The following is a 13,048-nucleotide window of genomic DNA, read 5'->3' as shown; positions in this document are numbered from 1 at the left end:
AGCGCCCGCAAGCTGAGCAAATCGGCGCTGAAAGGAAGTATACCAAGCCGGGGTCACATCAAGAGCGCGGCCAGCCCCAGCCCGGCAAAGATCAGCGCCGATACGATGTGCACGGCGCGCAGCGGCAGCAGGCGCGTGACGCGTTCGCCGAGCCAGACCACGGGCGCATTGGCCAGCATCATGCCCAGCGTGGTACCCGCGACCACGCTGGCGATGGCGTCGTAGCGCGCGGCCAGCATCACGGTGGCGATCTGGGTCTTGTCGCCCATTTCGGCCAGGAAAAACACCAGCACGGTGGTGAAGAAAACGCCGAAGCGCGGCGGTTTCCCGTCCTCGTCCGCCTCAATCTTGTCGGGCACCAGCATCCACGCCGCCATGGCCAGGAACGATGCGCCCAGTATCCAACGCAGTGTTTGCGGGCCGACCAGCGTGGTCACCCAGGCGCCGGCCGCGCCGGCCAGCGCGTGATTGAACAGGGTCGCGACGAGGATGCCGGCGACGATGGGCCAGGGCTTTTTGAAGCGGGCAGCGAGTATGAGGGCGAGGAGTTGCGTCTTGTCGCCCATTTCGGCGAGGGCGACGATGCCCGTGGAGACGAGGAAAGCTTCCATTCAAAAAGACTCCGGCCGGATGAAACCCATGACTGCACGCCATCCCCGGCCTGAAGCGGATGCTGTGCAGTCAAAGGTCTCGCGTAGTCCGAAGACCGCTTGCGCCATGTTCCACAGGAACAAGTCTGTTGACGCAAGCCCCTTTCAGGATTGAAAGGCTGGCTACTCCCCAATGACAGCCTGCATTGTAGCCGGCCTCCAACCCTCGTTGGAAGGCAGAAATTGGTGCACGCAGGCGTCTCTCGCACGTTTGCGGCGCATTTCTTGCTTGTATTTGGTGCGATTCCAGAAATTCGCGGAATTACGCACCAACAAATTACATTTCATCTGAAGAGGGATCTATGGAAGCACTAAAACAGGGCGCGGACGCCTTGTTCATTCTGCTGGGCGGCATCATGGTGCTGGCCATGCATGCCGGTTTTGCCTTTCTGGAACTGGGCACGGTTCGCAAAAAGAACCAGGTCAATGCGCTGGTCAAGATCCTGGTGGACTTCTCGGTGTCCACGGTCGTCTATTTTGTGGTGGGCTATGGCGTGGCCTACGGCACGCATTTTTTCGTCGGCGCGGAGCAGCTGGCCGCAAAAAACGGCTATGAGCTGGTCAAGTTTTTCTTCCTGCTGACCTTTGCCGCGGCAATTCCAGCGATTATTTCGGGCGGCATTGCCGAGCGCGCACGCTTTTACCCGCAGCTGATCGCCACGGCCGTCATCGTGGGCTTTGTCTATCCCTTCTTCGAGGGCATCGCCTGGAACCAGCACTTCGGCGTGCAGGCCTGGATCAAGGCGCTGACCGGCGCGGAGTTTCATGACTTCGCGGGCTCCATCGTGGTCCATGCGGTGGGCGGCTGGCTGGCGCTGCCGGCGGTGATTCTGCTGGGCGCGCGCAGCAACCGCTACCGCAAGGACGGCGCGGTATCGGCCCACCCACCGTCAAACATTCCCTTCCTGGCGCTGGGCGCCTGGATTCTGACCGTGGGCTGGTTCGGCTTCAACGTGATGAGCGCACAGACCATAGACAAGATCTCCGGCCTGGTCGCCGTCAATTCGCTGATGGCCATGGTGGGCGGCACGCTGGCGGCGCTGGCCTTTGGCAAGAACGACCCGGGCTTTGTGCACAACGGCCCGCTGGCCGGGCTGGTCGCAGTGTGCGCGGGTTCGGACCTGATGCATCCGCTGGGCGCGCTGGTGACGGGCGGTGTGGCCGGCGGCGTCTTCGTCGTGATGTTTACGCTGACGCAGAACAAATGGAAGGTCGACGACGTGCTGGGCGTATGGCCGCTGCACGGCTTGTGCGGCCTGTGGGGCGGTATCGCGGCCGGCATTTTCGGCAGCCAGGCGCTGGGTGGCCTGGGCGGCGTAAGCCTGGGCGCGCAGCTGATCGGCAGCGCCATGGGTGTGGCCTGGGCGCTGTTGGCGGGCTTTGCCGTTTACGGCACGCTCAAGGCCGCCATGGGCTTGCGCCTGAGCCAGGAAGAAGAGTTTGAGGGCGCCGACCTGTCAATTCACCGCATCGGCGCGACACCTGACCGCGAAGTCAACTGGTAGGTGTTAGAAAAGTCGCCGCAGGCGCGGCGCCAGCCAGCGGTCCAGCGACCACGGGCCCAGGCCGTAGATGGCCAGCCCCGCGAGCAGTGAGCCCCAGAACATGTGCTGCTGCAGGGCAGCCGGCGCAATCTCGCCGAGCGAAATGACCGCCACAGCGTTCACCACAAAAAGGCCCAGGGGCGAGAAGCGCCCGCCCAGGCCCAGCACCAGCAGCACCGGCAGGGCGACCTCGCCGGCGGTACCCATCGCCGCAGCCAGGGCGGGAGGCAACAAGGGCACCTTGTATTCGTCGGTGAAAAGGGCCACGGTGGTCTCCCAATCGCGCAGCTTGGTCAAGCCCGAGAGGAAGAACACCTGGGCAATGTAAAGCCGGGCGAGCAGAGCAGCCAGAGGCTGAAGCGAATCCAGCGAGCGGGTCAGCTGGCACCAAAGGTCGTGGCCGCGCTGCCAGAGCCCCGGCGGATTTGCGTGTACGGTGTGGATGGTGTTCATGAGGGTTTCTCCGGATGATCGTGAAGGTTGGAAGCGTTGGGTTCGGCCGCAGGTGCCGCCTCAAAGGCTGTGGCGTTCAACAGGCGCGCGCCTGTGACAAGGCCGTCCTGGGCGGCCCGCCCCAGCCATTGGTTGAAGCTGAATGCGACTGCGGGTTCAGCTGTGCCGCGGTTCGCGCATTCCAAAGCGCGCCCCAGCGCATCCTCCAGCGAGTTTGCACTCTGCAGCGCGGCCAGAAACGCATGCTCGGCAGCCGTGATGGCGCGGACGCGCGGCTTGAAGCCTTGCCGCCAGACCAGCGCATGCTCCGCCACGCCGTCGCGCAGCAAGGCGGCCGCATCGGCCAGCGAGGGCTCGCCTCGCAGGTGGGCATTGACGATGCTGGCCGCCGGATGGAGGCTTGCCAGCAAAAAAACCCCGGCGCCCAGCGTCAGAGTGACTTCCCCAGGGTCGACCGTTGAAAGCAGGGCAAAAGAGTGCGGATCAGGCTGTACATCAGCCGCCGTGGCGGCCTGGTGCAGCGCCCATTCAATCCGGGCGACATCGCCCAGGTAGGTTTCGTCCGCAAGCTGCGGCGATGCTTCCAGGAAACTTGCAAGGCCGCCTCCCCACTGCGCGATGTCCCCGCGGCAAGGAGGATGATGCCGCCAGAAATACCGCGCGAGCGGGGCAAAGCTTTCGTCACCGATCAGCTGCGCCAGCACGGGGTAGGCAGCGCCCAGCGCACGCTCCGCCAGCGCGAGCCCGTTGGCCCGATAGGCCTGCAGGCCGCGGCGCACAATGGCCGCCTGCCCGCCGGCAAATTGCAGGCGGGGCCAAAGGCCGCTGTCGTCGTGCTCGCCAGTCAGGGCACACAGCAGCGCTTGCTGTTCCTGCGCCAGCATCGCGGCGGTGCTCATGCGGCCACCGCCTGGGGCATCCGGGTTGCGATATTTCGCGCTCGGGCGGCTTCCTCGAGCAAAACGGCCAGCGGCGGAATATCGGTGTCCCATTCCACCAACGCCGCTACGCCGCCAAAGCGCCGCTGCGCGTGACGGTAGATCTCCCAGACGTCGGCACACACACGGCTGCCGTGGTCGTCAATCACGATGTCCGCGTTGTCGCGGTGGCCGGCCAGGTGAAGTTCGCCCACGCTGCCCCGTGCAATCCGGTCCAGCCATTCAAGGCAGGCGGCCAGCGGATCGGCCATGCTGCCGGCAAGTCGTGCGTTGAGCGCGTTGACATAGATATTGTTCACGTCGACCAGCAAGCCGCAGCCCGTGCGCTGCACAAGTTCGCGCAGGAATGTGGTTTCGTCTCGGTCTGAACTGTTGAAACAAAGATAGGCCGACAGGTTCTCCACCAGCAGCTGCCGCTTCAGCCTGTCCTGGACGCGCTGCACGTTGGCGCACATCACATCCAGTGTGGCGCTGTTGAAAGCAATGGGCAGCAGGTCCGCCGCGTGGATCTGGCAGCCCGCAGCCGTGCCTCGCGCAAAGCAGGCATGGTCGGAAACACGAACCGGCTCGATGCGTTCGACAAGACGGGCCAGCTGGTCCAGGTGCCAGGCGTCGATGCCGCAGGCCGAACCCAGCCCCAGCCCCACGCCATGCAGGCTGACGGGATAGTGTTCGCGTGCCTGGCCCAGAACGGCCAGGCCGGCGCCGCCTTCGGCAAAAAAATTCTCGGAGTGGACCTCGATGAAATCAAGGCCGGGGAGTGATTCCAGCAGTTCGCCGTAATGGGGATGCCGCCAGCCAATGCCGCAGGGAGCGTGGTCCGTGTGGTGCGAGAGGGACATGATGGATGCGGCGAGTGGCATGGCTGGGTGGCGTTGAAGTTTTCAGGAAGGTGGGGCGGCCTCCCGGCGCGCCCCTTTCTGCTTCGTTAAAAGGCGTGCGCTCAGCTCTTCTTTTCCATGGCCTTCATCTTGGCCTGTTCCGCGGTCATGCCCTTCATGCTGGCGCACGTGCCCTTGGCCACGTATTTCCACTCGTTGGCGTCGGCGCTGACCTTGGACTGGCCGGCGCAGGAGTGCGTACCGCTCAGGTTGGCGCAGTCGTTCTGGCCTGCGGTGGTGATGCCGTAGCATTTTTCTTTTTCCTGGGCCACAGCGGGCGTGGCAACCAGCATGGTGGACAGCAGGGAAGCGGCGGCGGCGGCGATCATGGCGCGTTGGTTCATGGTGAAAACTCCTGTTAGTTCGTGAATTGTGAAAGTTAAATAACAACCACCGCAGAGGTTTTTCTGTGTGGTTGCGAATTAGTCTGGGGCGCTCCGTTTTTCTTACGCAACCTTCAAAATAATTTTCACGCGCGCGACCAGGACCCGCATCCACACTTGCCTTACTACAGCAAGTCGGCGATGCGGTCCCAGGCTTCAGGGGGAATGCGGCCCACATAACGCTCGACCACTTTGCCGCTCTTGTCGACGAGGAATGCAGCCGGCAACTGCGCAGACTTGCCTACGTTGTCCTTGTAGCCGCCGTCTCCCGTCCAGAGCTGCACGAAGCGCTGCTTCAAGGGGACCGTGCGGGAAATGATGCGCTCATACTCCATGAGGTCCTGCATGCGCGTGTCGGTGTTGACGGCGACCAGCTCAAAGGGCTTGCCGGCCCAGCCCTCATAGTTGTTTCGCAGCTCCGGCATCTTGTCGCGGCACACCGCGCAGCCGGTTGACCAGAACATCACCAGCACCACCTTGCCTTTGAGGGAAGACAGCTTGAAGGACGCTCCATCAATTGTTTTCCCCTCGATCTGCGGCGTAATGACAGGCGTTGCCGCAGGTGCGGCCACGGTTTGCGCGAAGACCGGTGCTATGGACATCAAGGCAGCGCACGATAGCAACAGGGCCCGTCGATAAAACGCGCTGGGTTGATGGCAAGCGGTTTGCTGCACCGGTGTGTATTCAGTGGGGCCCATGATGATGTCCTTGGTAGTGATGTATTTGGCAGTAGTCGCAATCCGGCCTCAGTCCTTACGCATTTCCTCGAAATTTTTATTGCGGCGCTGCGGCATGCCGCTAGACTCCTGGCCATGCCTACTTTTGAAGAGCAGCTGGTCGAGCACCGGCTTTACCTCCTGCGCTTTGCGCGGCTTCAGCTGCGCAATGACGAATGGGCGGAAGACGCGGTGTCGGAAACCCTGCTCGCGGCCCTGTCCAAGCCCCAGTCCTTTGGCAACCGCTCGCAGCTCAAGACCTGGCTGGTCGGCATCCTCAAGCACAAGGTCATAGACCTGCTCCGCAGCAATGCCCGCCTGGTGGCCGTGCCGGATGCGCAGGCCGACGAGGAGGGAGACGAGCTGGACCGCCTTTCCTTCAAGGCCGACGGCCACTTTGCGGAGACGCCCAACGACTGGGGCAGCCCCGACCAGACCTTGCAGCAAACGCAGTTCTTCCAGGTACTGGACGCCTGCATGGAGCGCCTGCCGCCGGCGCTAGGCCGGCTCTTCCTGATGCGCGAATGGCTGGAGCTTTCTTCACAGGAAGTCTGTAAGGAACTCTCGCTGACGCCGACCAACCTGTATGTCCAGTTGCACCGGGCCCGCCTGCGCCTGCAGGAGTGCCTGAATATCCACTGGTTCGGCAAACCCAGCACCTGATCGCCCGGCGCCCCCTGACATGAAACCCAAAATCACCCTGTTACGACGCACCTGCCGGGAGGCGGCGGCGCTGCTGATCGCGCGGGAGGACCGCGCGCTCAGCCTGCCCGACCACGTCGCGCTCAAGCTGCACCTGATGGCCTGTGGCGCCTGCCCCAAATTCGAGAACCAGATCCTGACCCTGCGCGCGGCAATGAAACGCTGGCGCCATTATTCCGGCGACGCCGCACAGGACGCGGCGGGGCAGGCCGAAGGCAATTCCTTGAAATAAGGCCCTGCCGCCGGGTGCAACGCAGCCGCAATGGGTCCGTGCAGCCGCGAAACGCCGGAAAAAGCTTTCTTCGTGGTTGCAATTTTGTGTAACTATTTCCCAAAGTTGGAACAAGACGCACGGCCAGCGCGGTGCAGTCCTTGCGTTCCAGCGGCGTCCACACGAATTGCGCCCTGGTTGTAACCCGCACTGCTCCTAAAAACGCGGCCTTTACGGATCTTGAGGGTGTTCTTTTTTTAATGTATGCACTAACTTAGCCTGTAAATCAATGACGGATTGGTTTTTAAAACAAGGGCATAAAAATCAAACCGCTATCAGGCAAACGAAGCATGGAAGTCTTTATGCTTCATTTGATTCGGGCATGGTTCGCAGCCGTCGTGCGCCGCAGCATGTGAGCGCATCGATATTGCCGCGAAAACCCGCTACCGACCGCCTGCCTGTAAGGCCGCAAAGCCCCTGTTCATGCGGGCTGAGGCCGTCTAGGTAGTAACGCTAGTGGATTGTGTTTTGGATTAGTGAAGCATAATATGCCGGTGCGAGTGTCAGCATTCGCACACGTTAGGTGATCGGTCAGTTTCGCGCGCTACAGCGGTACGTTTCAAGATTTGTTGTGCTTTCGGGACCCCATCGCTTTTGTTTTTGTGTTTTAGAGGAGTCCCTTCATGGGCAACAAACTATACGTCGGCAACCTGCCTTACTCGGTGCGTGACGAAGACCTGCAACAATCTTTTGGCCAATTCGGCGCTGTTACCAGCGCGAAAGTCATGATGGAACGCGACACCGGTCGCTCCAAGGGCTTTGGCTTTGTCGAAATGGGCAGCGATGCAGAAGCCCAGGCAGCTATCAACGGCATGAACGGCCAGCCTCTGGGCGGCCGTAGCGTCGTCGTGAACGAAGCACGTCCGATGGAAGCACGTCCCCCACGTAGCGGCGGCTTCGGCGGCGGCGGTGGTGGCGGCTACGGTGGTGGTGGCGGCGGCGGCGGTTATGGCGGCGGTGGCCGTTCCGGCGGCGGCGGCAGCGACGGCGGTTTCCGTAGCCCATACGGCGGCGGCGGTAGCGGCGGTGGCCGTTCCGGCGGCGGCGGCGGTGGCGGACGCGGCGGCTACTAAGCCCTGCTAACCCCTCTTTCTTCAGCCCCGGCTGAAGAGCGCTAAAAAGGCTTCAAGACCTCGGTTTTGAAGCCTTTTTGCTTTTTCGGCCCCGCAAATAAAAAAGCTAAATCAGCGCTCACCCTGGCGATGCTTGCGCGCGCGACCGGACAGGGCCTTGTCAAACAGCGCATTGGGCAACAGGCGCAGCAGCTTGGCCACCACGCCCATCTGCCAGGGAATCACACGATAGCTGTGCCCGGCATGAATGGCCCCGAACGCCTTGTCGGCAAACGCCTCCGCCTTCATCAAAAAAGGCATGGGATAGCAGTTTTCGCGAGTCAGCGGCGTATCGATATACCCGGGGCAGATCGTCACCACTTTCACGCCGCTGGGATGCAGCTCGCCGCGCAGGCTTTCGCAATACGCGATGACCGCCGCCTTGCTGGCGCAGTAGGCGCCATGGCCGGGCAGGCCGCGTATGCCGGCCACGCTGCCTATGCCCACCAGGGTGCCGGTGCCGCGCGTCACCATGCCGCCGATAAAGGGGTGAAAGGTGGCAGCCACGCCGATGTTGTTGGTCGCAAAGGTTTGTGCCATCACGTCCAGGTCCGACCGCACGGCGGTGTCCATGCCTATGCTGATCCCGGCGTTGGCGATCACGACGTCGGGCACACCCTGCGCAGCAATGCAGGCCTGGCCGGCCGCGACGATGCTGTCGGTATCGGCCACATCGGCGCTATAGACCTGGTAGCGGCCCGCGCTGAGGCTGTTGGCCTCGGCCCAGGCCTGGACCTCGGCCGTGCGGCGCGCGGCCAGCGCCAGCCGGTAGCCCGCCGAATAAAAGCGCATGGCCAGCGCCTGGCCTATGCCGCTGGACGCGCCGGTGATGAATACGAGTCTGGACATGGATGGCCGTTGAGAAAGTCGGTCGCTAAGGCGTGACCGGTTTGGCGGGGCTTGCCGGCGCCGGTGCCGCCGGCAAGGTCAGTGTGGGAAGACCGGCGGCGCTAGCGGCACTGGCAGCGGAGCGGGGAATGAGGATGCCGTGGACGCGGCCTTTCAGGTCGGCCACCTGGTCCAGGTTGTCATACGCGAAGGTGTCGCCGACAAACTGGTCGGTGCCGCGAATCAGCAGCACGGGCTTGTGCGATTTCACGCGTTCGTCGTTCAGGAAAGCATGCAGGAATTCACCGCGGAACTCCATACGCGGTGTTTCCTTGCCGCTGGCGTCCTTGCTGGCGTCCCTGATCACCCGCGCATTGCCGGTCAGCTGCACTTCCGAGCCGTCGCCGTTGGAATACGCGCGATTCGCCGTGGCGGTGGTCACACGGCCGTCGGGGCGGATGCTGCGAATCCGCGCCTGGTCGATTTCAAGAATGTCGGTGTCGGGGAAATGCCGGGCCTCAATGCCGTAGATCTCGCTCTTGAGCTGTCCGTTTTCGTCAAAGGTCTTGACGGTGAACTTGCGCATGAAATAGTCGACGTCGTGGCTTGCTTCCCGGGGCGCTTCGGAGGTGCTGAAGATGGGCGTATTGCGCACCAGCCAGTAGGTGCCCAGCGCGAGTGCGCCCATCATCAGCAGCGGCATATAGATGGCCATGCTGTCCCACACGCGCAAAACGCCGCGCCATGCCTTCTTGAGCGGGGAGCGCGCGCCGGTGCGGCCTGCGTCACGGCCCTGTGTTGCGGTTGTCATTGGCAATATTCCCGCAGCAACTCCGCATAGCGCCCACTGGCGACAAGCAGCAGGTCGCAAAACTCGCGCGCCGCGCCATGGCCGCCGGGCGCCTGCGTGACATGGTGGGCCTGCGCCCGCACTTCCACATGCGCATTGGACGGCGCGCAGCTGATCGCCACCCGGGTCATCACCGGCAGGTCGGGCCAGTCATCGCCCATGGCCGCGGCCGCGGACCAGTCCAGGCCTAACGCCTGCAAGCTTGCCTCGGCAGCGGGGCGTTTGTCTTCCGTGCCGAAATGCGCATGCGTGACGCCCAGCGCCTGCAGGCGCGCGCGCAACACATCGCTGTCCCGCCCGGTGATCACCACGGGGGTGATGCCGGCGCGCTGCAGCAGCTTCAGGCCGTGGCCGTCCAGGGTGTTGAAACGCTTGATGATTTCGCCCGAGGCGCGGTAGCCGCCATTGGCCTGGGCCAGGGCATGGCCGTCGGGGTATTCGGAGAAATACAGACCGCCGTCGGTGAGCACGCCGTCCACGTCGAAGAACACCACCTTGACGCCTTGGGCGCGCAGCAGCAGCTCGGGAGCAAAGTTCAGGGCGGGGATGAGCTGCGGCATGGGAGGCGTCAAAGAGGGCATGAAAACACCATCAGATGACTTTCGCGCGCATCAGGTCGTTGGAATTGAGCGCGCCGCACAGCACGCCGGCCTCGTCGACCACCAGCACGCTGGTGATGCGGTATTGCTCCATCAGCGCGGCCGCTTCCACGGCCAGCGAATCCGCTCGCACAGTGCGCGGGTTGGCATGCATCACGTCGCCGGCCTTGCTGCTGCGCAGGTCCACGCCTTTTTCGACCAGGCGGCGCAGGTCGCCGTCGGTAAAAATCCCGAGCACGCGCCGCTCGCCGTCGACCACGGCGGAAGCGCCCAGACCCTTGGCGCTCATCTCGCGCATGAGGTCAGTAAAGCCGGTGTCGGCCCGCACCTGAGGCACGGCGTCGCCGCTGCGCATCACGTCGCTGACATGCGTGAGCAGCTTGCGGCCCAGCGCGCCGCCGGGGTGCGAGCGGGCAAAGTCTTCTTCCCGGAAGCCGCGCACGTCGAGCAACGCGACAGCCAGCGCGTCCCCCATGGCGAGCTGCGCAGTGGTGCTGGCGGTCGGCGCCAGGTTGAGCGGGCAGGCCTCCAGCGCGACGCTGCTGTCGAGCGTGACACGCGCATGGCGCGCCAGCGCGGACTGGGCGCCACCGGTGATGGCGATCATGGGCACGCCCTGGCGGCTCAGCACCGGCAGGATCACCGTAAGTTCCTCGCTTTCGCCGCTGTTGGAAATCGCCAGCACCACGTCCTGGCCGGTGATCATGCCCAGGTCGCCATGGCTGGCTTCGGCCGGGTGCACAAACATGGCGGGGGTGCCGGTGGAGGCCAGCGTGGCCGCGATCTTGCGGCCTATGTGGCCGCTTTTGCCCATGCCCATGACCACCACACGGCCTTGGCAGGCCAGCATCAACTCCACCGCCCGGGCAAACTCGCCGCCCAGACGCTGCGCCAGGCCCATCACGGCGGCGGCTTCTATCTCAAAGGTCTTGCGGGCCAGGTTCAACACCTGCTCGGCATCCAGTTTCACGGGGTCTGCGCTCATGGCTGCATTCTATAGAGGCGCACAAAGGCCCATGCCGCCGCGGTTTCCTCGGCTACCATCGGCGCATGAGCGCGCTTGAACTGACCCTGCTGTACCTGCTGGCCGCGGTGCTGGGTGTGGTCGCGTGCCGCTCGCTCAAGCTGCCGCCCATGCTGGGCTACCTGGCAGTGGGCGTGATCATAGGCCCCAACGCGCTGGCGCTGGCGCAAAACTCGGACGGCATCCGGCACCTGGGCGAGTTCGGCGTAGTCTTCCTGATGTTCGTCATCGGGCTCGAGTTCAACCTGCCCAAGCTGCGCTCCATGCGGCGCCACGTGTTCGGCCTGGGGCTGCTGCAGGTGGCGCTCACCATCGTGCTGGCCACCGTGGGCTCACTGTTCCTGGCCAGCATGGCGCCCGGCCTGTGGACCATGGGCTGGCAGACCGCGCTGGCGCTGTCCGGCGCGATCGCCATGAGCAGCACCGCCATCGTCGTCAAGCTGCTGTCCGAGCGGCTCGAGCTGGAGTCCGAGCACGGCAAGCGCATCATGGGCGTGCTGCTGTTCCAGGATCTGGCCGTGGTGCCGCTGCTGGTGCTGATCCCGGCGCTGGGCGCCCCCGCCGACACGCTGCTCATGGCGCTGGCCGTCGCCGGGCTCAAGGCGGCCGTCCTGGTCGGGCTGCTGCTGACCGGCGGGCAACGCGTGATGCGCTGGTGGCTCACCATCGTGGCGCGGCGCAAAAGCGAAGAGCTGTTCGTGCTGAACCTGCTGCTGGTCACCCTGGCGCTGGCCTGGCTGACCGAGCGCGCCGGGCTGAGCCTGGCGCTGGGCGCCTTCATCGCCGGCATGCTGATCTCGGAAACCGAATACAAGCACCAGGTCGAGACCGATATCCGGCCTTTCCACGACGTGCTGCTGGGCCTGTTCTTTATCAGCATAGGCATGCTGCTGGACTGGCGCCTGGTGCTGGAGCGCTGGCCCCTGGTGCTGCTGCTGATGACGCTGCCCGTCTTTTTCAAACTGGTGCTGGTCACGGCGCTGGCCCGCTCGCTGGGCGCGACCGCCGGCGTGTCGCTGCGCACGGGCCTGTACCTGGCGCAGGCCGGCGAATTCGGTTTTGTGCTGCTCACGCTGGCCCAGCAGAACCGCCTGGTGCCGCCGGCCCTGCTGAATCCGATCCTGGCCAGCATGGTGCTGTCCATGCTCGCCACACCCTTCATCATCATGTACAGCAACCGCATCGTGATGAAGCTGGTCTCCAGCGAATGGCTGCAACAGTCGCTGCAGATGACCACCATCGCGCGCAAGTCCATCAACGCCAACAAGCACGTGATCATCTGCGGCTACGGCCGCTGCGGCCAGAACCTGGGCCACATGCTGGAGCGCGAAGGTATCCAGTACATGGCGCTGGACCTGGACCCCGACCGCGTGCGGCAGGCCGCCGCCGCGGGCGACTCCGTGGTGTTCGGCGATGCGGTGCGCCTGCAGGCCCTGATGGCCGCGGGCCTGGCGCGCGCCAGCGCGGTCGTCATCACCTACCTGGACACCGCCAGCGCCCTCAAGGTGCTGGCCAACACGCGCGCCCATGCGCCCACGGTGCCGGTCATCGTGCGCACCGTGGACGACCACGACCTGGAAAAGCTGCAGGCGGCCGGCGCCACCGAGGTCGTGCCCGAAGCCATAGAGGGCAGCCTGATGCTCGCCAGCCACGCGCTCGCGCTGGTGGGCGTGCCCATGCGCCGCGTGATCCGCGTGGTGCAGGACCAGCGCGACGCGCGCTACAACCTGCTGCGCGGTTACTTTCGCGGCGCCGACGACGACACGGTCAATGAGCTGGAGCAGGAGCGGCTGTCCAACGTCACGCTGCCGCTGGGCATCAAGTCCCTCGGCAAGCCGCTGGGTGCCATGGCCCTGGAAGCCGGCGGCGTGCGCGTGGTGAGCCTGCGCCGCAGCAACGGCAAGGCCGTGGCCGCGCAGGCGGAAACCCTGCTGGAAGGCGGCGACACGCTGGTGCTGTCAGGCAAGCCCGAAGCGCTGGCCATGGCCGAAGAAAAGCTGCTGCGCGGCCGACCGGCCAAAGCCAATCCCACCAGCCCCGCCGGCGCGCCGGGCTGACGCGTTTTGCGCCCGCCGGGCGCACAATACGCGCACCTCA

General features: G+C 64.4%; 15 protein-coding genes and 1 riboswitch. Of the genes, 5 read left to right on the top strand and 10 right to left on the bottom strand.

Going from position 1 to position 13,048, the window contains the following annotated elements; translation table 11 throughout:
- Nucleotides 1–53 precede the first annotated feature (53 nt).
- Nucleotides 54–611 (bottom strand): TMEM165/GDT1 family protein, encoded by a 558-nt coding sequence (locus ACEN8I_RS12365; protein WP_413328757.1) that lies wholly within the window; start codon nucleotides 609–611, stop codon nucleotides 54–56.
- Between the two features lie 6 nt (nucleotides 612–617).
- Nucleotides 618–794, bottom strand: a riboswitch (yybP-ykoY riboswitch).
- Between the two features lie 158 nt (nucleotides 795–952).
- On the opposite strand from ACEN8I_RS12365, the gene ACEN8I_RS12360 reads away from it, so the two are divergent.
- Nucleotides 953–2,155: an ammonium transporter gene (locus ACEN8I_RS12360; RefSeq protein ID WP_413328756.1), complete on the top strand. Its 1,203-nt coding sequence runs from the start codon at nucleotides 953–955 to the stop codon at nucleotides 2,153–2,155.
- A 3-nt stretch (nucleotides 2,156–2,158) separates the two neighbouring features.
- On the opposite strand, the gene ACEN8I_RS12355 is transcribed toward ACEN8I_RS12360, so the two are convergent.
- From ACEN8I_RS12355 to ACEN8I_RS12335, 5 genes are all read right to left on the bottom strand, one after another.
- Complete coding sequence (locus ACEN8I_RS12355; RefSeq protein WP_413328755.1) at nucleotides 2,159–2,647, bottom strand: DoxX family protein; 489 nt, start codon at nucleotides 2,645–2,647, stop codon at nucleotides 2,159–2,161.
- Nucleotides 2,644–3,546 (bottom strand): putative DNA-binding domain-containing protein, encoded by a 903-nt coding sequence (locus ACEN8I_RS12350; protein ID WP_413328754.1) that lies wholly within the window; start codon nucleotides 3,544–3,546, stop codon nucleotides 2,644–2,646. The genes ACEN8I_RS12355 and ACEN8I_RS12350 overlap by 4 nt, the downstream gene beginning before the upstream one ends.
- Nucleotides 3,543–4,448 carry a DUF692 domain-containing protein gene (locus tag ACEN8I_RS12345; RefSeq protein ID WP_413328753.1) on the bottom strand — a complete coding sequence of 302 codons (906 nt, stop codon included), beginning with the start codon at nucleotides 4,446–4,448 and terminating at the stop codon, nucleotides 3,543–3,545. Before ACEN8I_RS12345 ends, ACEN8I_RS12350 begins: the two co-directional genes overlap by 4 nt.
- Nucleotides 4,449–4,528: 80 nt before the next feature.
- On the bottom strand, nucleotides 4,529–4,810 hold the full coding sequence (locus tag ACEN8I_RS12340) for a DUF2282 domain-containing protein (RefSeq protein ID WP_007862672.1): 282 nt from the start codon (nucleotides 4,808–4,810) through the stop codon (nucleotides 4,529–4,531).
- A 164-nt stretch (nucleotides 4,811–4,974) separates the two neighbouring features.
- Nucleotides 4,975–5,547 carry a peroxiredoxin family protein gene (locus ACEN8I_RS12335; protein ID WP_413328751.1) on the bottom strand — a complete coding sequence of 191 codons (573 nt, stop codon included), beginning with the start codon at nucleotides 5,545–5,547 and terminating at the stop codon, nucleotides 4,975–4,977.
- Nucleotides 5,548–5,661: 114 nt separating this feature from the next.
- Here ACEN8I_RS12335 and ACEN8I_RS12330 point away from each other — a divergent pair, with 114 nt between their 5' ends.
- From ACEN8I_RS12330 to ACEN8I_RS12320, 3 genes are all read left to right on the top strand, one after another.
- On the top strand, nucleotides 5,662–6,228 hold the full coding sequence (locus tag ACEN8I_RS12330; RefSeq protein ID WP_413328750.1) for a sigma-70 family RNA polymerase sigma factor: 567 nt from the start codon (nucleotides 5,662–5,664) through the stop codon (nucleotides 6,226–6,228).
- A 19-nt stretch (nucleotides 6,229–6,247) separates the two neighbouring features.
- Nucleotides 6,248–6,499, top strand: coding sequence for a zf-HC2 domain-containing protein (locus ACEN8I_RS12325; protein ID WP_413328749.1), 252 nt, complete (start codon nucleotides 6,248–6,250; stop codon nucleotides 6,497–6,499).
- A 662-nt stretch (nucleotides 6,500–7,161) separates the two neighbouring features.
- Entirely contained in the window at nucleotides 7,162–7,611 is a 450-nt protein-coding gene (locus ACEN8I_RS12320; RefSeq protein ID WP_413328748.1) for an RNA recognition motif domain-containing protein, read from the top strand.
- Nucleotides 7,612–7,722: 111 nt separating this feature from the next.
- Here the strand turns inward: ACEN8I_RS12320 and ACEN8I_RS12315 are convergent, their stop codons facing one another.
- The 4 genes from ACEN8I_RS12315 to ACEN8I_RS12300 are packed head-to-tail and all read right to left on the bottom strand — an operon-like array spanning nucleotide 7,723 to nucleotide 10,912.
- Nucleotides 7,723–8,499, bottom strand: coding sequence for an SDR family oxidoreductase (locus ACEN8I_RS12315; RefSeq protein WP_413328746.1), 777 nt, complete (start codon nucleotides 8,497–8,499; stop codon nucleotides 7,723–7,725).
- Between the two features lie 25 nt (nucleotides 8,500–8,524).
- Entirely contained in the window at nucleotides 8,525–9,289 is a 765-nt protein-coding gene (lptC, locus tag ACEN8I_RS12310; RefSeq protein ID WP_413328744.1) for an LPS export ABC transporter periplasmic protein LptC, read from the bottom strand.
- Nucleotides 9,286–9,888: a KdsC family phosphatase gene (locus tag ACEN8I_RS12305; protein ID WP_413328855.1), complete on the bottom strand. Its 603-nt coding sequence runs from the start codon at nucleotides 9,886–9,888 to the stop codon at nucleotides 9,286–9,288. The genes lptC and ACEN8I_RS12305 overlap by 4 nt, the downstream gene beginning before the upstream one ends.
- Before the next feature lie 31 nt (nucleotides 9,889–9,919).
- Nucleotides 9,920–10,912: a KpsF/GutQ family sugar-phosphate isomerase gene (locus ACEN8I_RS12300; protein ID WP_413328743.1), complete on the bottom strand. Its 993-nt coding sequence runs from the start codon at nucleotides 10,910–10,912 to the stop codon at nucleotides 9,920–9,922.
- Between the two features lie 65 nt (nucleotides 10,913–10,977).
- On the opposite strand from ACEN8I_RS12300, the gene ACEN8I_RS12295 reads away from it, so the two are divergent.
- A complete protein-coding gene (locus ACEN8I_RS12295; protein WP_413328742.1) occupies nucleotides 10,978–13,008 on the top strand; it encodes a cation:proton antiporter in 2,031 nt (676 codons plus the stop codon).
- Nucleotides 13,009–13,048: the final 40 nt, after the last annotated feature.

The sequence above is a fragment of the Polaromonas sp. CT11-55 genome, assembly GCF_047303325.1.
In the GTDB taxonomy this organism is placed as follows: domain Bacteria; phylum Pseudomonadota; class Gammaproteobacteria; order Burkholderiales; family Burkholderiaceae_C; genus Polaromonas.
This window is presented reverse-complemented; position numbering and strand designations above follow the sequence as displayed.